Raw genomic sequence first — 19,133 nt, forward strand, 5'->3', positions numbered from 1 at the left:
GTCGTCAGCCCTCGACCGTGGGCCCCGGATACGGCAGGAGTGCCATTTCCCGAGCGTTCTTGATGGCGCAGGCGACCTGGCGTTGTTGACGAACGGTGAGGCCGGTGACGGCACGTGAGCGGATCTTGCCGCGCGGAGAGATGAAGATGCGCAGCGCGGCGGTGTCTTTGTAGTCCACAACCGTCAGGCCCAGTTTGGCGAGGAGGTTCGGCTTGGCAGACCTGGGCGCGCTCCGCGAAACACGCCGCGACTCTTTGGGTTTGATCGCCATCTACCAGCTCGCCTTCCGGACGCCGGGCAGGTGGCCTTCGTGCGCGAGTTGGCGCATACGCACGCGCGAGAGTCCGAATTTGCGAAGGTAGCCGCGGGGGCGCCCGTCGGCGCTGTCGCGGTTGCGCAACCGGACCGGGCTGGCATCGCGCGGGTGGCGCGCCAGCGCGCGCTGGGCGGCCAGTCGCTGCTGCGGGCTGCTCGCCGTCGAACGAATGATCTCCTTGAGCTCAGCGCGCCGCTCGGCGTAGCGGGCCACCAGCACTCGGCGCTGCTCGTTCTTCACGATCTTGGATTTCTTGGCCATGGCTCAGCGCTCCTCCCGAAAGTCGACATGGCGACGGACCACGGGGTCGTACTTGCGCAGCACCAGGCGGTCGGGGTCGTTGCGCCGGTTCTTGCGGGTGACGTAGGTGTAGCCGGTGCCCGCGGTGGAGCGCAGTTTGACGATGGGACGAATATCGGTGCGCGCCATCAGATCCGCTGTCCTTCGCGTCGCAACCGGGCCACCACGGCCTCGATGCCGTCCCGGTCGATGACCTTGATGCCCTTCGCGCTGACCCGTAGCCGGATCCGGCGATCTTGCGACGCCAGATAGTAGGTCCTGACTTGGATGTTCGGCGACCAGCGGCGCCGGGTGCGGCGATGCGAGTGCGACACCGCATTCCCGAATCCGGGCACCCGGCCGGTGACTTGGCAGCGTGCAGACAACGGAGCTCTCCTTCAACCCTTATTGAAAATGATTGTCGACAAGCGACGCGCTGGAGGCTACCGTAGGGACGGTCTTAATGACAATGATTTTCAGTAGGAGGATGATGCGGACTCCGGTGATCCTGGTGGCCGGGCAGTACGGCACCGACGCAGCGACCAAAGCCTTGCAGGCCAAGGCGGGCACGGTGACCGTCGCCTACGGCCTGGACGGTCACGTGGTGGTGCGGGAAACCACCAGCACGACAGCGGTTGCCACGACGTTGGCCCTGGAGCTGGCGCACGGCTGCGTGTCCTGCACCCTGCGCAACGACCTACTGGTCCTGTTGCGCCGACTGCACCGGCGGGCCGGCGTTGAACGCATCGTCGTTCAGCTGCCCAATTGGCTGGAGCCGCAGCCCATCTGCTGGGCGATCCGCAACGTGCGGGTCCGCGTGGGACCGGGATACATCGACGGACCGGCCGGCCGCGATGTGGCGGTCGCCGCGGTCGTCACCTGCCTCGATGCCACCGCGTGGCTGCCGCAAGCGCTCGGCGACGACGAACTCGACGACGGCCGTACCATCGCGCAGGTGGTGGTCGGCCAGGCTGAGTCCGCCGATGCCCTGGTGGTTTACGCCCCGGACCCGACGGCTCTGGCGATACTGCGCCGGTTGGCTCCGCTGGCGCGCATCACCGCCGGAACCGATCGCCTTGAACAGGCGCTGACCCATCTCGATGACGGCGCGCGCCGCGGTCGCGGCGATGATCCACACGCCCCGCTGCTGGCCGGTCAACCGCCGCTACGGGCCGAGGGCCCGGTTGAGCTGATCGAATTCCACGCCCGCCGACCGTTTCATCCGCAACGCCTGCACGCGGCCCTTGATGCCCTACTCGACGGAGTGATCCGAGCTCGCGGGCGGCTGTGGTTGGCCAACCGGGGCGAGCGAGCGATCTGGCTGGAGTCGGCGGGTGGCGGGTTGCACACCTGCGCAGTGGGCAAGTGGCTGGCCGCGATGACGGCCGAGGAGGCCGCCCGCGTCTCCCCGGAGCGGCATGCGTTCGCGGATCTGATCTGGGACCACCGTTACGGCGATCGGCACACCTCGCTGGTGGTTCTGGTCTGCGGCGCCCGACCCGAGCGGATCCGCGAGGCACTGTCGGACGCACTGCTCACCGACGACGAGCTACGCAGCCCGAACCAGTGGGCCGGCTACCCCGACCCGTTCGGCGATCACCACCAGGAACCGTGCGACGAAACCCCCACGGCCACTGCAGACATTTCCCTTTACCGCACCCGAGACGGAGACCAGCGATGAAGCCCGGCATCCACCCCGACTACCACCCCGTCGTCTTCCAGGACGCCACCACCGGCCAGACGTTCCTGACCCGCTCCACCGTGACCAGCGACCGCACCATCGAGTGGCCCACCCCTGCGGGCCCTCGCAGCTATCCGCTGGTGATCGTGGAGATCAGCGCGGCCTCGCATCCGTTCTGGACCGGAAACAGCCGAATCGTCGACTCCGCCGGGCAGGTCGAGAAATTTCGCCGCCGCTACGGACAACGCCAGGCCTGACCGCGCCGTGCTTCATTGGGAGAACGACAGCGCCTCGAGCACCTCACGGGCCGCCCGGGTGCCCGACTCGATGGCGCCCTCCAGATATCCCGCGTGGTCACGCGCCGTCTCGCTACCCGCCCAATGAATGTCGCCGGTCGGGGTGCACTCGATCGGCGGGATACCGTCGGTGGTCCCGGGCAGCGCCAGTGCGACGTAGCCGCCGCCGACGTATTCATCGAGGTGCCAGGACTTTTCGTGCCAGCTCGCCGGTTCGAGAACGTCGGGACCGACGTAGCGGGCCAGCGCACCGAGCACCGCGTTGCGCCGCTCGAGAGCATCGAGTCGGTCGAGCTCGCGCGCCTCCGGACCCCCTACGAGCACGCACAGATGGCCGGGACCGCCCGGCGCGCCGGTGTCGAACACCGCCCGTCCGGGTTTGTCCAGGACCAGGAACTCGCCGCCGGCCCGGTCTCTCCAGAACGGGCGTGGATAGACCGCCACGCCCTTGTACACCGAACCCATATAGGTATCGGACGCCAATGCGGCACGATCGGGCGGGAGCGGCGGGTCGTAGGTGATTCGTCCGGTGAGCGGCGGCGGCACCGTCACAATGACTTTCGCGGCACGGATGTCACCCGCGGTCGTTCCGACGGTGACGCCATCACCGCTGTGCACGATCGAGGTGACCCGGCGCCCCGGGAGCACCCGCGAACCGAGTTCGACGGCGAGGCCATCGATCAGCGAGCCGATCCCTTCGGCGACCAAGGACTCCTGAGCGCCCCCGGCCGTCGCCAACATGGTTCGCAGCCCGCCCTGCTGGCGGATGCTCCGCGCCATCGCGTGAACGGAGCAGCGATCAAGGTCAGCGGTCCACGAGATGTACGCCAGCACTTCGAGCAGCCGCCGAGCGCGCCCCGGCACTCGGCGCAGCCAGGCCTGCACCGTCTTGGCATTCCACCGTTGCGTCTTGGCGATACGGGACCACACCTCGACGCCGACCAGAACCAGAAGGGTCACCAGCATCGACGGCCCCGCGGCGCGTAGCCGGCGCGCCCCGTCGACCACGATCGGCAACGGCCGGGTGTGCATCCGAAACTGCGTGGCGCCCAGTTCTGCGGCCAGCGCCATGATCCGGTGGTGGTCGTGGCCGATCCACTGACCGCCGAGGTCCACTCGCGACCCCAGGGAGCTCGTCTCGGTCATGGCCCGTCCGCCGAGCCGGTCCGCGGCCTCGAGAACCAGTACGTCGATGCCGGCCCGGTGCAGATCGCGGGCAGCCGTCAATCCGGACATCCCCGCACCCACTACGGCCACCGTGGTGGCCACCGCCGCGTCGCCTGACTGCACGCTCGATAATCTAAGTCGGTCAACCGACCGAGTCAAGGTTTCGGCGACTTACCGGGCGGCGGTCCAAGAATCAGCCGCCGTGGCGCGGGCGGTCACCGATGGGCTGCGGGTCGGCGAACTGCACGACCATGTCCACGGCGCGGTCGAGGTCGCGCCGTGCCCGCTCAGAGTCCGGGTTTGTCACGTACTGCACAATCAGGCCGTCCACCAGGGCAAGCGCGAGCCGTCCGAGACTGTCGAAATCAACGGCGCAGCGCTCCCCCGCCGCCTGCGCGGCTTGGGCGCAGAACTGGGTGACGAGCGCGGTGTAGCGCTCATATTGCAGCTGGGCCAGGCCACCCGAGCCTTCGCTGCGCACCGAGTACATGGCCAGCTCGTATTGCATGATCTGCAGGCCGGTGTCGCTTTCCACCAACGTGGTCCAGAAGTTCGTCACGCCCTGCCGCAGCGCATGGGCCACCCCCCGGTCGAGTTGCAGATCGGCGCGCACCGCGTCCACAACGTCGTCCATGACCGCGGCGATCACCGCACGCAGCAGCAGGTCCTTGGACGGAAAGACGTAGTGCAATGTGCCCAGTGGGATTCCGGCTTCAGCGGCAACCCCACGCAACGTCGTGCCCGCTACGCCGACGTCACGCAGTACCCGCATCGCGGCCGCGACGATCTGTCCCTCGCGCTCGGACGCCTTGACGTAGGCCATCTAGGCCACCACATTCATCAAGCCACCACTAACCGGTGCGCCACACCCGCAACGCCGCGACGATCATCGGAATCTGCAACGGCAGGCGCGCGATCGCCCCCGCCCTCAACCACGGTTTGGCCCACAGTAACCGGACCGAGTGGATATTCGCCGGGTACACCGCGACGAACAGGGCGGCCGCGGCCAGCCCGGCCCTGCGGCGGGTGCGCGGCGCCAACAGCAGGGCACCGATGACCAGCTCGGCGACTCCCGACAGATAGGTGTACATGCGGGCGCTGCCCGGCAACTCCGGCGGAACGATCGCGTCGAACGGTTGAGGGACGACGAAATGTCCTGCCCCGGCACCCAGCAGCAGTCCGGCGAGCCCTCGCGCGGCGGTGACGGCGTTTCGCTGTCCTGTCGGTGCGGCAGTCATCGCTCGATCGTAGCCAGCGTGGCGGTCTGCAGTCACCGGCCGCCGGTGCCGAAAAGTACGGCCGCCATCAAGGCATGGATCCGGGACCGCTGTTCGTCTCGATCATCAAAGTTAACCAGGCGTCCTATATCGACGACTAGCGCAAGCGCCGCATGGACGCGGAAGACCGCTTCGGTGTCGCCTGCGCCGACCTGGCTCACCAGGTGAGCCCATTCGTCGACGTTCTGCCGCTGCAGACCGCGCAGTTCGACGCGGTCGGGTTCGGGCAGGTTGGCGAACTCGGCGAAATAGATGTTGATCAGCTCGGGCGCGGCGAACGCCAGCGCGGTATAGCGCTCGGCGATGCGCAGGGCCGCCTGCCGCGCACTGGTCGACTCGGCCAGGGAGTCGGTGATGGCCATCAGCACTCGGGCGCTGGCCCGATGGAAGGCGACGGCCAGCAAGGCCGCCTTGCTCGGGTAATAGCGATAGGCGCTGGAGCCGTTCAGTCCGGCCGCGGTGCCGATCTCCTCGATGCTGACTTCGTAGAAGCCGCGCTGGCCGAACATCCGGATCGCCTCCGCGAGCAGCCGTTCCCGCTTGGATGTGCTGGGCAGACCCCGCTCCGGTCGTCGGGGCGCGGGACCCGACGGCGCCGGGGGCAACTCGACGGTGAGCACCGACCAGCACAGCTCCGCCAACAGTTCCGCAAGTGCGGCGGCGGGCAATCGCGTTCGGTGAGCGGAGATGCTCCCGATCACGCTCAGGGCGGCGGCGGCCAGGATCGCGGTGTCGGCCTGGGGAAGTTCCGGGCGCAGCGCCGCCAACGGCTCGGCGATCGCGGCGTTGAGCGCGTCATAGCCGGCCCGGATGTCCTTGCGATCCGGCAACTGCAGGTACCGCCGCTCCCACCGGTAGAACGCGCCCTCACGCCGCGTCCCGATCGTGGTCTCGATCAGCGCGGCGGTGATCGCGCGCAACCGCTCCGGCGCCGGCCGGCTCGGATCGTCGGCGGATCGCGCGGCGCTCACCAGCGCCCCCGCCGTGTACTGGGCCGTCGCGACCAGCAGCGCGTACTTGTTGGCGAAGTGCCGATACAGCGCAGGTCCGGAGATACCGACCTCCGCGGCGATCTCGTCGACCCCGACCGCGTGGTAGCCGCGTTCGCTGAAGGCACGGGCCGCGGCGCGCACGATCTGCGCCTTGCGGTCCTTGGGGCGGCGCTGCACCGCAGTGACCGATCCCGCAGCCATGGACGCGGCCATTTTCACCCCCGTGTTGACTGTTGGACCCGACGCCCATACGTTAACCACAATTTACGTTTTCATCCACGGAGGAAGTGACGTGCTGCAATCCCGGTTCATCGAAGGGCGGGTCTGACCGTGTCCGAGAACGCCAGCTCCGCCAAACTCACCGCGACCCGCGACGGCCGGGTGTTGCGGGTGACGATTACCAACCCCGCCCGGCTCAACGCGATCGACTACGCCACGATGGCGGGCCTGGGTGACGTCATCGCCGGCGCGGCCGACGACCCCGGTGTGCGGGCCATCGTGATCACCGGCGAAGGCAAGGCCTTCTGCACCGGTGCCGACCTGTCGGCCACCGCCGGCGGCGTGAGCCCCGAGGAGGTGATGGACTGCGCCTCGCGGCTGGTCAACTCGGTCGCGCAGACCCCGGTACCGGTGATCGCGCGGATCAACGGTCCGGCCGCCGGCGTCGGCGTCGGTCTGGCGCTGGCCGCGGATCTGATCTACGCCGCCGAGAGCGCCTACTTCCTGCTCTCGTTCACCAACATCGGCCTGATGCCCGACGGCGGCACAACCGCCCTGGTCGCGGCGGCCGCCGGACGGGCGGTGGCCAACGAGATGGCCCTGCTCGGTGAGCGCCTGTCGGCGACCGCCGCCCGCGATGCCGGCCTGATCAACGCGGTGCTCGGCGAGGCGGAGTTGGACGCCCGGGTGAATGAGGCCGCCGAGAAGCTGGCCCACGGACCGCGTCGCGCCATCGAATTGACCAAGCGTGCGCTCAATGCCACCAACCTCGCAGCGCTCGACGCCGCGCTGGCCCGCGAGAAAGCCGGTCAGGTGGAGTTGCTGGGCTCGCCCGACTTCTTCGAAGGCGCCGCCGCGATGCTGCAGAAGCGCAAGGCGGTGTTCGGCGAATGATCGCTCAGCCGCTGCGGTCTCGCCGCAACCACTGGATGAATCAGGTGGCGACCCACGCCGAAATGCGTCCCGACGCCGTTGCCTTCCGCTGCCGCGGCAACGACACCACCTGGCAACAACTGCACGATCGCTCCGAGCGCCTGGCCGGGGCACTGTTCCGGCGCGGCATCTCCTTCGGCGATCGGGTACTGATCGTGATGCTCAACCACACCGAATACATCGAGGCGACCTTGGCGATCAACGCCCTGGGTGCCATCGCCGTACCGGTCAACTTCCGCCTCACCGACCCCGAGATCAGCTACATCGTCACCGACAGCGGTGCCAAGGGCGTCATCACCGATCAGCTGCTGGCACCGCTCATGGAGGCAGTCCGCAAGAACACCCCCGGACTCGACGTGGCCGTGGTGCTCGGCGATGACTACGAATCGCTGATCGCCGAGCCGGGCGACCCGCACCCCGGCGCCGACGTCCCAGAAGACACCCCGGCCCTGATCATGTACACCTCGGGAACCACCGGAAGTCCCAAGGGCGCCATCCTGTCCCACTCGAACCTGCTGGCCCAGTCGCTGACCTGTATTCAGGCGCTGCAGATCAGCCCGGACAGCGTGTACTTCTGCGCCGCGCCGATGTTCCACATCGCCGGCCTGGGCAGCATCGCACCCAACCTGATGCTGGGCACCAAGACGGTGATTCACCCGCTCGGCGCGTTCAACGCCACCGACACCCTGGACGCCTGGGAGCGCGAGCGCGCCACCTCGGTGTTCCTGGTTCCGGCACAGTGGCAGGTCATCTGTGCCGATCCGACTGTGCCGCAACGAGACCTGGCGCTCGAAGTGATCAGCTGGGGGGCGGCTCCGGCGTCCGACACCGTACTGCGGGCCATGGCGGAGACCTTCCCGGACGCGCTCAACGTCGCGGTGTTCGGCCAGACCGAGATGTCACCGGTCACCTGCGTGCTGCAGGGCAAGGACGCGATCCGCAAACTCGGCTCGGTGGGCAAGGTGATCCCGACCATCTCGGCGCGGGTCGTCGATGAGAACATGAACGACGTGGCGCCCGGTGAGATCGGCGAGATCGTCTACCGCGGGCCGACCATGATGCAGGGCTACTGGAACAAACCCGAGGCGACCGCCGAGGCGTTCGCCGGCGACTGGTTCCACTCCGGGGATCTGGTCCGCGTCGACGACGAGGGTTTCGTCTACGTCGTCGACCGCAAGAAGGACATGATCATCTCCGGCGGCGAGAACATCTACTGCGCCGAGGTGGAGAACGTGCTGTTCGAGCACCCACTGATCCAGGAGGCCGCCGTGATCGGGCGTGCCCACGACAAGTGGGGCGAGGTTCCGGTGGCCATAGTGGCGGTAGCGGCCGGCGAGGCGCCGCTGACGCTGGAAGACCTCGAACCCTTCCTCAACGAGCGCCTGGCCCGCTACAAGCACCCGAAGGAACTGGTGCTGATCGACGCATTGCCCCGCAATGCCAGCGGCAAGGTGGTCAAACCGCAGCTGCGCAAGCAGTACGGCTCGTAGCGGCGACGGACTGCTCGATCCGGGTAGCGTCGTGACATGAGCCTGGTCTTCTCCAGCGAGCTCGAGGCACCGCGTGATGAGGTCTTCGCCTGGCACGCCAGGCCGGGGGCCTTCACCCGGCTGAGCCCGCCGTGGCAGGCGATGCGCTTGCGACGCGAAGCCGACTCGCTGCGCGACGGTATCGCCGAGCTGGCGCTGCCGGGTGGGCTGCGCTGGGTGGCCGAACACCAGGCGAGCGACTATGACCCGCCCCGGCAATTCGCCGACGAGCTCGGCAGCGGCGGCCTGGCGTCACTGCCGGCGAGGTGGGTGATGAAGTGGCAACACATCCACGAATTCGACGATCTCGGCGACGGCCGGACGCTGATGACCGACCGGGTCGACACCCCGGTGCCCGGGGCGTTGCTGCGGCCGATGTTCGTCTATCGGCATCGCCAGCTCGCCGATGACCTCGCGGCGCACCAGCGCGCCAAAGCCCATGGCCTACAGCCGCTTACGGTGGCGGTCAGCGGCGCATCCGGGCTGGTGGGTTCGGCGCTGACGGCATTTTTGAGCACCGGCGGTCATCGGGTGATCCGGCTGGTGCGGCGCACCGCCGGCAGCCCCGACGAGCGGCAGTGGAATCCCGACGATCCGGATCGCGATCTGCTGGCCGGCATCGATGCGGTGATTCATCTGGCCGGTGCGTCGATCGCGGGACGCTTCACCGCGCAGCATCGCCGGGTGATCCGCGACAGCAGAATCGGTCCGACGCGCAGACTCGCCGAGCTGGTTGCCGCCACGGCCGCCGGGCCGAGCGCCCTGATCTGCGCTTCGGCGGTCGGCTATTACGGCTATGACCGCGGCGACGATGTCCTCACCGAGGACAGTCAACGCGGGGACGGCTATCTGGCCGACGTCGTCGCCGCCTGGGAGGACGCGCTGGCGCCGGCGGAGCAGTCCGGGACCCGCGTCGTGCGCGTTCGCACCGGCATTGTGCAGTCGCCGCGCGGCGGCACGCTGCGGCTGATGCGGCCGCTGTTCGCCGCCGGCCTGGGCGGTCGGTTGGGCAGCGGCCGACAGTGGCTGCCCTGGATTGGGATCGACGACCTGATCGACATCTATCACCGAGCCCTGTGGGACACCGGACTTTCCGGACCGGTGAACGCCGTCGCTCCGCATCCGGTACGAAACAGCGACTACACCAAGACACTGGGTCGCGTGCTGCGCCGGCCCACGATTCTTCCCGTCCCGGGCCTGGGGCCACGCCTGCTGCTCGGCGCCCAAGGCGCGCGTGAACTGGCCTGCGCGAGCCAGCGAGTGCTGCCGGCGCGCCTGAGCGCGGCCGAACATCGTTTCCGTGCCCCCGAACTCGAACCGCTGCTGCGGCATCTGTTGGGGCGTGCGGGCAGCGCTACGTACTGATCCGCTGATACCGCCGCAGCGCCTCGGCCCGCTCGTGACGATGGTCGACGATCGGCTCCGGGTAACCCGGCGGGCGCCCGGGCCGCAGCAGGTGGGCATCGGTGACATCGGCCAACTCCGGAACCCAGCGACGTACGTAGGACCCGTCGGGATCGAACTTTCGGCCCTGCAGCGTCGGGTTGAACACGCGAAAGTACGGCGACGCATCGGTACCGGTCCCCGCGCACCATTGCCAGCCATGCTGATTGTTGGCCAGATCGCCGTCGACCAACTGATCCAGAAACCAGCGGGCACCCCACTGCCAGGGCAGGTGCAAGTCCTTGACCAGGAACGAGGCCACGATCATTCGCGCTCGGTTGTGCATGAATCCGGTGGCGAGCAGTTCGCGCATGCCCGCGTCGACAAGGGGAAAGCCGGTGGTCCCGGCCTTCCAGCGTTCGAAGTGTCGTTGTGCCTCGGCGTCGGTATCGGTCTGGATCGCGTCGAACTCGGTGTTCCAGTTCTCCCAGGCACTGCGTGGCCAGTGGTGCAGTACCGCGGCGTAGAAGTCCCGGAAAGCCAACTGCCGCAAATACGCTGCGGGTCCTGGCCGGTGCGCGTCGAGGTCGGCGGCCATGGTGCGCGGGTGGATGTTGCCGAACTTCAGGTAGGCCGACATCCGACTGGCCCCGTTACGGCCGAGCAGGTCGCGGTCTTGGTCGTAGCGGTCTAACCCGCTGGCCACAAACGTTTTCCAATGCTCACGCGCGGCGGCTTCCCCGGCCGGGGCGTCGGCCTGCCCGCCGAAGTCGGGGATCTCCACCGGTTGCGCACCCTTGCCGGGCAGCTCCGTGGGGTCGATCCAGTGCGCCGATTCGGGGCGTGACAGCGCCGGACGGCGCCAGCCGTGTTCGCGCCACCGCCGAAAGAACGGCGTGAAGACCCGATACGGGCTGCCGTCGTCTCTCACGACGCGGCCCGGTGAGATCAGGTAGGGCGATCCGGTTGCCACCAGCGGGATCTGGCCGAGCGCGGCTCGGACCTGCTGGTCACGACGGCGCCCGAACGGTGCGAAATCGTCCGAGACGTGCACGGCCGTCGCCGAGATCTCGGCGGCGAGCTGTGGGATCCGCTGCTGCGGGAGCCCGCGGGTGATCAGCAGCCGGCCGCCGAGGTCATCACGCAGCTGGCGCAGACTTGCCCCGAGGAACTGCAGTCGGCGCTGCCCCGATGAGGCCTCCAGCCGTGGGTCCAGCACGAAACAACCCAGCACCTCGGGGTCGTCGGCGACCGCGGCCGCCAGGGCCGGCAGATCACCTACCCGCAGATCGCGGCGATACCACAGCAGGACCGGCATTCGGCGAGGCCTGAGCCCTCAGGCCGGCGAGAGCGGCAACCGCAGCGCGCCGGGGGAACCGTCGGGCACGGTCGGTTGGTGCGGCGCGATCGGCGCGATGCGCCGATACGGCTGCCCCAGGGGCGGGCGGGAATCGGGCTCACCGTTGTTGGGCCACAACGCCATCGCCCGTTCGGCCTGCGCGGTGATGGTGAACGACGGGTTGACACCCAGGTTGGCGGTGATCGCCGAACCGTCGACCACGTGGACGCCGGGATGGCCGTAGGCGCGCTGATAGGGGTCGATGACCCCGGTTTCCGCGGATTCACCGATCGGGCAGCCGCCGATGAAGTGCGCCGTCAACGGGATATTGAGCGCGTCCAGGTAGGTGCCGCCGGCCATCCCGCCGACCTTTTCCGCCATCCGCCGGGCTACATCGTGGGCGGTCGGGATCCAGTCCGGATTAGGCTCGCCCACACCCTGTTTCGCCGTCATACGGGTGCCGAACAGGCCACGCTTTCGGTAGGTGGTCAGCGAGTTGTCCAGCGACTGCATCACCAGCACGATGATCGAGTGCGAGGACGCGTTGCGGGGGAACATGCTGTGCAGCATCATCGCCGGGTGTCGTGCGATGGTCAGCATCAGCCGGGCGAAGCGCCACGGCCCGCCGTCGATCAGATGGGTGCCCATCATCGACAACAGGTTGGATCCCTTGCCGTAGCGGCACACCTCGACATGGGTGTTGGCCTCCGGGTGGATCGACGAGGTGATCGCCACTCCTTGGGCGAAGTCGTCACGATCGGGTGCGAACACCACCGGCACCTCTTCGGAATTGGTGCGGGTCAGCTCACCCAGCCGCGGCGAGAGATGCGGCAGTGATCCGGTGTCGCGCAGCTGGTGCAGCAGCCGCTGGGTGCCCAGCGAGGCCGCGGCGAACACCACCTGGCCCGCGGTGAAGTCCCGCTTGCGCTTGCGCACCCACCGGCCGGTGCGCACGGTGCTGACCACATAGCCGTCACCGTCGGGCCGCACATCGGTGACCATCGTCATCGGATGGATCTGAGCACCGGCGTGCTCGGCGAGATAGAGGTAATTGGTTTCGGTGGTGTTCTTCGCGTTGTGCGGGCAACCGGTGAAGCACTGCGCGCAGCCGATACAGCCGGCGCGGTCGGGGCCTGCCCCGCCGAAGAACGGATCCGGGACGGTCTTGCCGGGCTCGTCACCGAAGAAGACTCCGACGTTGGTCGGGTGGTAGGTGTCCTCGATCCCCAGATCGCGGGCCACCGCCAGCAACACCTCATCTGCCGGAGTGGTGTGCGGGGTGGGCGTCACCCCCAGCATCCGGCGGGCCTGTTCGTAATACGGCGCCAGCTCGGACTTCCAGTCGGTGATGTGCGCCCACTGCGGGTCGCTGTAAAACCGTTCCAACGGCTCGTAGAGGGTGTTGCCGTAGATCAACGACCCGCCGCCGACCCCAACGGCGCTAGCGATGAACGTCTTCCCCAACACGGTCAGCCGTTGCGGGCCGAAGCAGCCCAGTTTCGGTGCCCACATCGCCTTGCGGACGTGCCAGTTGTTGGGCGGGAAATCGGCGGGGGTCCAGCGCCGGCCCATGTCCAACACGCCGACGCGATAACCCTTCTCGGTCAGGCGCAGCGCCGCCACACTGCCGCCGAATCCCGATCCGATCACCACAACGTCGTAGTCGTATGTCACGTGTGGTCCTCGGTGGCGCGGCTGCGTGCGGGGATGAGCAGGGTCAGCGACAACACCAGCAGCAGGCTGAGGCTGACGACGTTCAGCACCGCATCACGCGGGCCGTACATGTGCAGCATGCCGACGTGGTAAATCAGGTGCAGCGCATTGAAGACCGACCAGCTGGCCCCCGTGATCAGGACGACGGGCCGGTTGCGCAGGTAGTACAGCGCCAGGGCGCTGAGCACCGCGAGCCCGGAGAACAAGGAGCCGACGTCTTTCACGAAATGCTCGTTGTACGGGCCGAGCACCGGCAACCAGTGCATGCCCATGCCGGGGAATGTGCTGTACCAGTTCAGCGGAGCGAAGTATGCCCACACTCCGAGGCTGATGCCGGCGATCGTCAACAAGATGAGGCATACGCGATGCACGTTGGGGTTCATGCTCGGTTGACGACGCAGCGGGCGCGTTTGTGACATCCGGTTTCCTTACCTGTTGTCCTGTGCGAGCGCGGCCAGCCACTCGGCATAGGTTTGGTGGCCGCGGGGCCCGGGCTGGGTCGGCAGCAGCGCGCCGTTTGCCATGCCCTTCCCAGCCGCACCGGGAATACGCAGTCCGATGACCGGCCGGTGCTGCCCGCGCCGCCGGATCAGCTGCCAAACCATGTCGACGACCGATTCCACGCGGGGGCCTGCGAGTTCGGGTGCCATCTGCTGGGGTTCTCCGGTGACCAGGCCGCACAGGTGAGCGGCGACTTCGCTGACCGCGATGGGTTGCGACTGCATTTTCGGCACCAGGGCGATCGGCCCGGGCACCTGCGCCAGGACTTGGTCGGCGAATTCGTGAAACTGGGCGGCCCGCAGAATCGTCCACGGGACGGCGCCGGCCTTCACCACTTCCTCTTGCCGCAGTTTGCCTTGGTAGTAGCCGCTGGTTGCTCGGTCAATGCCGATGATCGACAGCGTGACGTGGTGGCGAACTCCGTTGCGCTGCGCGGCGGCCAGCAGATTGGTGGTGGCTGCGCCGAAGGAGGCCCGTGCCTTCTTGGCGTTCATGGTTGCGAAATCGGAGACGTCGATGACGGCCTCGACGCCGTCGAGCGCCGCGTCAATCCCGGTGTTCTGGATCAGGTCGACCCCGTGGGCGCGGGCGAGGATCACTGGGTGGTGGCCCTGGCTGTGGAGATGCTCGACCACTTTGCGTCCGGTCTTGCCGGTACCGCCGGCAACCGCGATCTTCATGGGTGCATCCTTCTACTTGCCTGGATGTCAGTCGACCAATACCACCATTTTGCCTCCGGCCTCCCCGGATTCCATGACGCGATGCGCTTCACGGACCTGATCAAAGGAGAAGACATGCGAGGGCGCGGCTTGCAGGCGCCCCGCACGGACCTTGTCGGCGATGTCCTGCAGCGGAACATCCGACAGCGCGAACCCGGGCGTACCGAACACGAAGCTGCCGAAGAAGCTGAGGTTGACACCGCTGGGCATCTGCAACAGCGGGTTGAAATCGACGATCGGATCCAGTCCACCGAGCCAGCCCGCCAAGCACGCCGTACCGCCCCGGCGCAGGATGTTCAGAGAGTCGAGGATCGTGCTGTTGCCCACCAGGTCGAGAACGGCGTCGACGTGCTTGACCTCAGCAAGGTGCGCACTGAGATCGGGAATCTCCAGCTCGGCACGTTCGACGCCGAGCGAGGTCAGCAAGCCGAACCGTTCCCGGTTGCGGGTGGTGGCGATCACCCGCGCACCGGCCTCCACGGCCAGCTTCACAGCCGCCTGCCCGAAAGACGATGTCGCCCCGCGGATCACGATGGTCTGCCCGGCGGTCAGGTCGAGGTTGCGAAACAGACAGGTCCATGCGGTGGCGTAGGTTTCCGGCAGCGCGGCCAGCTGATCCCACGGCAGGTCCGTCTCGATCAGCGCGACGTTCGCGGCGCGCACCCGGGTGAATTGGGCGTAGCTGCCGTTAATGGTGCGGCCGAGCCCGCCCATCAGCGCAGCGACTTTGGCGCCGACCGGGAATTCTCCGCCCGGGCAGGCATCGACAATGCCGACGCATTCGATACCACTGACTTCGGCGGCCTGCGCCCACTCGCCTCGACGCATGTGCATTTCGGCGTGATTGATGCCGAATCCCTTGACCCTGATCACGACCTCGCCGGGCTTCGGCAGCGGCTTGGGGAGGTCGGTGTAGGTCAAGGCGTCCAGGCCGCCGAATCCGTCGAGAATGATCGCCCGCATGGTCGGGCCGCCTGGCACTTCGCGCACCACTGCGGGCGCGGTCGGAACAACCGGCGTCTGTGTTGTGTCCATTGGTGTCATCTCCTGGTGAATATTGTTGGTGTATTGGATTTTTCGAGGACAGCTGTCACTGTCCGGTGCGGCGCAGGAAGTCCTTGATCAGTTCGGCGACTTCGCCGGCGGCGGTCTCCAGCAAGAAGTGACCGCCATCGAGCAGATGGATTTCGGCATTGCGCGCGTCCCGGCCGAACGCCCGGGCGCCCGCCGGCCCAAAGATCGGGTCCCCTTGTCCCCAAACGGCCAGCACCGGAACTCCGCTGGTGCGCAGGTATTCGTGCAGAGCGGGGTACATCGGCGAATTGGTGGCGTAGTCCCGGAACAACTTGAGCTGAATCTCGTCATTGCCCGGGCGACCCAGCAGCGCGGCGTCCAGGGTCCAGGTATCCGGGCTGACCAGCGCCTCGTCCGGCACACCGGTCAGGTACTGCCATTTGATCGACTCGACATCCAGCGCCGTGCGGATGGCCGCCTCCGTGGCCGCGGTCTGCTCACGTTGGTAGTCCCAGACGGTTTTCCAGAAGGCCTCGACGAAGCCCTCGTCGTAGCCGTTGCCGCTCTGCGTGATGATCGCGCTGATGGATTCGGGCCGGTTCAGCGCCAGCCGCCAGCCGATCGGCGCCCCGTAGTCCTGGACGTAGATCGCGTAGCGGCCCAGCCCGAGATGATCCAGCAGCCCCCGGGTGAGCTCCGTCAGATTGTCGAAGGTGTAGTCGAACTCGGTCACCAGCGGCATGTCGGAGTAGCCAAAGCCGAGGTGATCGGGAGCGATCACGTGATAGTCGTCCGCCAGGCGAGTGATGAGGTCCCGGAACATATACGAGCTGGTCGGAAAGCCGTGCAGCAGCACGATCGCGGGCGCGCCAGCGCTTCCCGCCTCGCGGTAGAACAGACGTCGCCCGGCGATGGTGGCGTACCGGTGCCTGACCGAAGGAACCATAGCTAACCCCTTAACTAGATTTTGATAGTTAGGAGTCAAACACTGGTGGTGTAACCTGTCAATAGCATTTTGGAGGTTATATGGAGATTGTTGTGACGGGGCCCGCCGACGAGGCCCTGCTGCTGGACCTGCTCAACACCACTCCGGTGATCGATGGCGTGCCACACGATGAACTCGAAGATCCGGCTGCGGGGCGGGCCTGGCTGTCGGCGCACGACCTCGATTCCGCATGTGAGCAACTGCAGGAGCTGGTCGACGCGCGGACCGCATTGCAGGCGGTGGTGCGCGGCGAACTGGCCCCGCAGACGTTGCAGCCTTTCCTCGAAGGCGTTGAGCTATCCCCCGTCATGTCTGACGGCGGCATCGCCTGGACGTTGGCTACGCGCGATTCCTCCCGCGGCGCCGCGCGGGCGATACTCGCGTGGGACGCGCTACGCATCTCCAGCCCCGGACGGCTGCGCCCCTGCGCCAATTCCGACTGCCAGCTGTTCCTGATCGATCGCAGCAAGCCGAACACCGCCCGATGGTGCTCGATGGCCATCTGCGGCAACCGCATGAAAGCGCGCCGGCACTACCAGCGAAGCAAAACCACGACCAGCGAGTGACCTCCGCAGGAAAGTCGCGAGCCCAATACCTACAACGCCAGCTCGCCGACTACCATGAGCTGTCCCTATGGGTTCCAGTACCTACCTAGCTAGGTCCCGCGCCCCCGTAGCTCAGGGGATAGAGCACGGCTCTCCTAAAGCCGGTGTCGCAGGTTCGAATCCTGCCGGGGGCACCAAGTGCGTGTATGACTTCGGGTGATGCTTGACGTTTCGGTGTCGGGTGTTGCTTGACGGTGTTTCGGGTGATGCTTGACAGCGGCTTCGGTTGATCCTTGACACTCCCTAGATGAGGGGGCACCAAGCGCGCGGTCATACGTGCCGGCGCGCGACCACTATTTCCAGAAGGCGTTCATGGGCTGGGCGTACATGTCGTTGTCAGTGAGCGGGGCCAGAGTTCCCGGCGAGGCACGCAAGGCGTCTTCAATGGTGGCCATCAGGCTGTACTCGTTGTAGTAGTCGTCGGTGGTGAAGTTGCCGGACTGCATACCGCCGGCCACCGCGCCCGCACTCGGGATGACGATCATCGGAACGTTATTGCCCTGGTTACCGAAGCCCAGTGAGAGGTTGTTGTTGTCCTCGTCCGTGACGAGGATGATCGCGTCCTTCTCGTTCGGGTCGGTCCAGGTATTCGAGCTCTCGATGGTGGAGACCTCCTGCTGGACGAACTGGTCGGCGGCCGCGACGTTGTACTGATGGTCTCCAAGCTGGGTGGCAATGAACTGGAGAACGCCGCTAAGCGAGTCGACCGGGCCTTCCCCGTTGTTGTCCTCGTTGGCGGCGATCCAGGTGAATCCGGGGAACGTGCTCGGGTCATTGAGGTCGGTGGCCAACTGAGTCAGCGGAAGCAGGTGCTCCTGCAGGTAGTCGGGGGTGTTGCCGTAGACGTAACTGAATTGGGTGAACGGCAGTTCGTCGGCGGAGTAGTCACCCGATGACACGATGGCACCCGCCGACGGCATGCTCTGCGCGTAGCCGGCCCAGGTGATGCCCGCCTGATCCATTTCCTCCATCAGACTCGGGGCAGTGATGGAGTTCGGCGCAGAGTTGTAGTCGATGCCGAAGTCCGAGCCGCCCAGGATCCGGAAGTAGTTGGGGTCGCTGGGGTGGCCCAGCGCGTAGTAGTTGTCGTCATATCCGTAGGTGTTGATCAAGCTGTTCATGTACGGCGCGTTGGGGCTGCCGACGATGTCGGCGGCCCCCTTGTTCTCCATGTAGATCACGAACACGTGATCCAGTTGGCCGACGTCGGACGTCGGCGTGGACAGCGGCGCCGGGACGAGGTTGGGATCGCCGACGGTGAACGACTCGTTGTCGGCGTAGGCGCCGTTGTAGTCACCGAGGTACTGGTTTTCGTCGGTGAACGTCGTGTTCACCTTCGCAGAGACGGCGCCTTCAGGGACAGTCCCGGTGATCTCACGTTGCTCAAACCCGGTGAAACCCCAGCGATCCCATACCGTGACGGGGGTGAGCGAGCCGCTGCCCACCACGTTGCCGTCGGCGTCGAGGAAGCTGACCTGTACAGAGGCGTACGACGGGTTCCATGTTTGGCCACCGAGATCCGCACTGAGCGCATACGGCGTTCCGGCCGCGCCGGTGAGGTCGACGGTCTGGCTGATGGTGGACGTGCCCACCGGTCCGCCGCCGGCGAAGTTGTCGCCGCCGCCCGGCGGCGGGGTCTGCGGAAAGCCGAACAACCCCGACACCGTCGGGAGCGGAAACGACACCGGGGACGGATAACCGACCGGGGTGCCGTAGCCGATCACGGTCGGGGTGCCGGTCTCGGTCCAGCCCGGTATGGTGACCCCGCTGTAGCCCGACCCGGACGGATCGGCCGTCTCAAAACTCGGGTTCACCAACAGGTTCTGGCTCATCGCCTGCGTGTCGGCGCTCACGGCGCCGACCGGATCAAGGCTATTGAGCCAGCTGACAAGCTCGGTGTCCGCTTGCGGACCCAACACCGTGCTGACCGAGTCCTGCTCCAGGAAACTTGTCATCACATTGAGGACCTGGTCGATGATCAGGTCGAACTCGTCGGCGTGGGCGTCGGGCGCAGACGCCAGCTGTCCCAGTCCCAGCGCCACAAACGCGCTGGCCGCGCCCGTCATCCCCATCCTCAGACGCCGAAGAGCCATGGCTCTGACAGTCCTCAGGCATCGCTAGGCCGTCAAGAAGCTCCAGCTAATACGTTTCAGAGACACAGCAAGTCGACAGACTCGCACCACCG

General features: G+C 66.9%; 21 protein-coding genes and 1 tRNA gene. 7 read left to right on the forward strand and 15 right to left on the reverse strand.

Annotated elements, in window-relative coordinates:
- Positions 1–4: 4 nt before the first annotated feature.
- From rpsR to rpmB, 4 genes are read right to left on the reverse strand one after another with little or no spacing between them, the layout of a single operon-like run.
- Positions 5–271 (reverse strand): 30S ribosomal protein S18, encoded by a 267-nt coding sequence (gene rpsR / locus ACJH71_RS00740; protein WP_406756135.1) that lies wholly within the window; start codon positions 269–271, stop codon positions 5–7.
- Complete coding sequence (rpsN, locus tag ACJH71_RS00745; protein ID WP_406756136.1) at positions 272–577, reverse strand: 30S ribosomal protein S14; 306 nt, start codon at positions 575–577, stop codon at positions 272–274.
- Positions 578–580: 3 nt separating this feature from the next.
- Positions 581–745, reverse strand: coding sequence for a 50S ribosomal protein L33 (gene rpmG / locus ACJH71_RS00750; protein ID WP_024441797.1), 165 nt, complete (start codon positions 743–745; stop codon positions 581–583).
- Positions 745–981 (reverse strand): 50S ribosomal protein L28, encoded by a 237-nt coding sequence (gene rpmB, locus ACJH71_RS00755; RefSeq protein ID WP_406756137.1) that lies wholly within the window; start codon positions 979–981, stop codon positions 745–747. Before rpmB ends, rpmG begins: the two co-directional genes overlap by 1 nt.
- A 104-nt stretch (positions 982–1,085) precedes the next feature.
- Between rpmB and mrf the strand changes: the two genes are divergently transcribed.
- Both mrf and ACJH71_RS00765 read left to right on the forward strand, forming a co-directional pair.
- On the forward strand, positions 1,086–2,276 hold the full coding sequence (gene mrf / locus ACJH71_RS00760; protein WP_406756138.1) for a ribosome hibernation factor-recruiting GTPase MRF: 1,191 nt from the start codon (positions 1,086–1,088) through the stop codon (positions 2,274–2,276).
- Positions 2,273–2,533: a type B 50S ribosomal protein L31 gene (locus ACJH71_RS00765; protein ID WP_220695731.1), complete on the forward strand. Its 261-nt coding sequence runs from the start codon at positions 2,273–2,275 to the stop codon at positions 2,531–2,533. The genes mrf and ACJH71_RS00765 overlap by 4 nt, the downstream gene beginning before the upstream one ends.
- Positions 2,534–2,545: 12 nt before the next feature.
- On the opposite strand, the gene ACJH71_RS00770 is transcribed toward ACJH71_RS00765, so the two are convergent.
- From ACJH71_RS00770 to ACJH71_RS00785, 4 genes are all read right to left on the reverse strand, one after another.
- Positions 2,546–3,862, reverse strand: a complete 1,317-nt coding sequence (locus tag ACJH71_RS00770) for a flavin monoamine oxidase family protein (protein ID WP_406756139.1) — start codon at positions 3,860–3,862, stop codon at positions 2,546–2,548.
- Between the two features lie 70 nt (positions 3,863–3,932).
- A complete protein-coding gene (locus tag ACJH71_RS00775) occupies positions 3,933–4,562 on the reverse strand; it encodes a TetR/AcrR family transcriptional regulator (RefSeq protein ID WP_406756140.1) in 630 nt (209 codons plus the stop codon).
- Between the two features lie 28 nt (positions 4,563–4,590).
- Complete coding sequence (locus ACJH71_RS00780; RefSeq protein WP_406756141.1) at positions 4,591–4,977, reverse strand: hypothetical protein; 387 nt, start codon at positions 4,975–4,977, stop codon at positions 4,591–4,593.
- A gap of 32 nt (positions 4,978–5,009) precedes the next feature.
- Positions 5,010–6,221 carry a TetR/AcrR family transcriptional regulator gene (locus tag ACJH71_RS00785; RefSeq protein WP_406756142.1) on the reverse strand — a complete coding sequence of 404 codons (1,212 nt, stop codon included), beginning with the start codon at positions 6,219–6,221 and terminating at the stop codon, positions 5,010–5,012.
- A 117-nt stretch (positions 6,222–6,338) separates the two neighbouring features.
- Between ACJH71_RS00785 and ACJH71_RS00790 the strand changes: the two genes are divergently transcribed.
- From ACJH71_RS00790 to ACJH71_RS00800, 3 genes are read left to right on the forward strand one after another with little or no spacing between them, the layout of a single operon-like run.
- A complete protein-coding gene (locus ACJH71_RS00790; protein WP_406756143.1) occupies positions 6,339–7,121 on the forward strand; it encodes an enoyl-CoA hydratase in 783 nt (260 codons plus the stop codon).
- The gene (gene fadD5 / locus ACJH71_RS00795; RefSeq protein WP_406756144.1) at positions 7,118–8,650 is read left to right on the forward strand and encodes a fatty-acid--CoA ligase FadD5; all 1,533 of its coding nucleotides are present in this window, start codon (positions 7,118–7,120) and stop codon (positions 8,648–8,650) included. The genes ACJH71_RS00790 and fadD5 overlap by 4 nt, the downstream gene beginning before the upstream one ends.
- Before the next feature lie 36 nt (positions 8,651–8,686).
- Entirely contained in the window at positions 8,687–10,054 is a 1,368-nt protein-coding gene (locus ACJH71_RS00800; protein WP_406756145.1) for a TIGR01777 family oxidoreductase, read from the forward strand.
- Here the strand turns inward: ACJH71_RS00800 and ACJH71_RS00805 are convergent.
- From ACJH71_RS00805 to ACJH71_RS00830, 6 genes are read right to left on the reverse strand one after another with little or no spacing between them, the layout of a single operon-like run.
- Positions 10,044–11,390: a cryptochrome/photolyase family protein gene (locus tag ACJH71_RS00805; protein WP_406756146.1), complete on the reverse strand. Its 1,347-nt coding sequence runs from the start codon at positions 11,388–11,390 to the stop codon at positions 10,044–10,046. The genes ACJH71_RS00800 and ACJH71_RS00805 overlap by 11 nt on opposite strands.
- 18 nt (positions 11,391–11,408) lie before the next feature.
- A complete protein-coding gene (locus tag ACJH71_RS00810) occupies positions 11,409–13,085 on the reverse strand; it encodes a GMC oxidoreductase (protein ID WP_406756147.1) in 1,677 nt (558 codons plus the stop codon).
- The gene (locus tag ACJH71_RS00815; RefSeq protein WP_406756148.1) at positions 13,082–13,543 is read right to left on the reverse strand and encodes a hypothetical protein; all 462 of its coding nucleotides are present in this window, start codon (positions 13,541–13,543) and stop codon (positions 13,082–13,084) included. Before ACJH71_RS00815 ends, ACJH71_RS00810 begins: the two co-directional genes overlap by 4 nt.
- A gap of 9 nt (positions 13,544–13,552) precedes the next feature.
- Positions 13,553–14,305 (reverse strand): SDR family oxidoreductase, encoded by a 753-nt coding sequence (locus ACJH71_RS00820; RefSeq protein ID WP_406756149.1) that lies wholly within the window; start codon positions 14,303–14,305, stop codon positions 13,553–13,555.
- Positions 14,306–14,332: 27 nt separating this feature from the next.
- Positions 14,333–15,388 (reverse strand): zinc-binding alcohol dehydrogenase family protein, encoded by a 1,056-nt coding sequence (locus ACJH71_RS00825; protein ID WP_406756150.1) that lies wholly within the window; start codon positions 15,386–15,388, stop codon positions 14,333–14,335.
- 46 nt (positions 15,389–15,434) lie between these two features.
- Entirely contained in the window at positions 15,435–16,304 is an 870-nt protein-coding gene (locus ACJH71_RS00830) for an alpha/beta fold hydrolase (protein ID WP_406756151.1), read from the reverse strand.
- 80 nt (positions 16,305–16,384) lie between these two features.
- Between ACJH71_RS00830 and ACJH71_RS00835 the strand changes: the two genes are divergently transcribed.
- On the forward strand, positions 16,385–16,909 hold the full coding sequence (locus ACJH71_RS00835) for a CGNR zinc finger domain-containing protein (RefSeq protein WP_406756152.1): 525 nt from the start codon (positions 16,385–16,387) through the stop codon (positions 16,907–16,909).
- 100 nt (positions 16,910–17,009) lie between these two features.
- Positions 17,010–17,085 (forward strand) — tRNA-Arg (locus tag ACJH71_RS00840).
- Between the two features lie 156 nt (positions 17,086–17,241).
- Here ACJH71_RS00840 and ACJH71_RS00845 read toward each other — a convergent pair.
- Positions 17,242–19,041 carry an alkaline phosphatase family protein gene (locus ACJH71_RS00845; RefSeq protein WP_406756153.1) on the reverse strand — a complete coding sequence of 600 codons (1,800 nt, stop codon included), beginning with the start codon at positions 19,039–19,041 and terminating at the stop codon, positions 17,242–17,244.
- Positions 19,042–19,133: the final 92 nt, after the last annotated feature.

The organism is Mycobacterium sp. SMC-15, assembly GCF_045310925.1.
Lineage (GTDB): Bacteria > Actinomycetota > Actinomycetes > Mycobacteriales > Mycobacteriaceae > Mycobacterium.

Coding starts and splice junctions, on each gene's coding strand:
- ACJH71_RS00845 (WP_406756153.1), bottom strand. CDS start 19,041: ATGGCTCTTCGGCGTCTGAGGATGGGGATGACGGGCGCGGCCAGCGCG.
- ACJH71_RS00785 (WP_406756142.1), bottom strand. CDS start 6,221: ATGGCCGCGTCCATGGCTGCGGGATCGGTCACTGCGGTGCAGCGCCGC.
- rpmG (WP_024441797.1), bottom strand. CDS start 745: ATGGCGCGCACCGATATTCGTCCCATCGTCAAACTGCGCTCCACCGCG.
- ACJH71_RS00830 (WP_406756151.1), bottom strand. CDS start 16,304: ATGGTTCCTTCGGTCAGGCACCGGTACGCCACCATCGCCGGGCGACGT.
- ACJH71_RS00805 (WP_406756146.1), bottom strand. CDS start 11,390: ATGCCGGTCCTGCTGTGGTATCGCCGCGATCTGCGGGTAGGTGATCTG.
- ACJH71_RS00820 (WP_406756149.1), bottom strand. CDS start 14,305: ATGAAGATCGCGGTTGCCGGCGGTACCGGCAAGACCGGACGCAAAGTG.
- ACJH71_RS00780 (WP_406756141.1), bottom strand. CDS start 4,977: ATGACTGCCGCACCGACAGGACAGCGAAACGCCGTCACCGCCGCGCGA.
- ACJH71_RS00835 (WP_406756152.1), top strand. CDS start 16,385: ATGGAGATTGTTGTGACGGGGCCCGCCGACGAGGCCCTGCTGCTGGAC.
- ACJH71_RS00825 (WP_406756150.1), bottom strand. CDS start 15,388: ATGACACCAATGGACACAACACAGACGCCGGTTGTTCCGACCGCGCCC.
- rpsR (WP_406756135.1), bottom strand. CDS start 271: ATGGCGATCAAACCCAAAGAGTCGCGGCGTGTTTCGCGGAGCGCGCCC.
- ACJH71_RS00775 (WP_406756140.1), bottom strand. CDS start 4,562: ATGGCCTACGTCAAGGCGTCCGAGCGCGAGGGACAGATCGTCGCGGCC.
- fadD5 (WP_406756144.1), top strand. CDS start 7,118: ATGATCGCTCAGCCGCTGCGGTCTCGCCGCAACCACTGGATGAATCAG.
- ACJH71_RS00765 (WP_220695731.1), top strand. CDS start 2,273: ATGAAGCCCGGCATCCACCCCGACTACCACCCCGTCGTCTTCCAGGAC.
- rpsN (WP_406756136.1), bottom strand. CDS start 577: ATGGCCAAGAAATCCAAGATCGTGAAGAACGAGCAGCGCCGAGTGCTG.
- ACJH71_RS00800 (WP_406756145.1), top strand. CDS start 8,687: ATGAGCCTGGTCTTCTCCAGCGAGCTCGAGGCACCGCGTGATGAGGTC.
- mrf (WP_406756138.1), top strand. CDS start 1,086: ATGCGGACTCCGGTGATCCTGGTGGCCGGGCAGTACGGCACCGACGCA.
- ACJH71_RS00815 (WP_406756148.1), bottom strand. CDS start 13,543: ATGTCACAAACGCGCCCGCTGCGTCGTCAACCGAGCATGAACCCCAAC.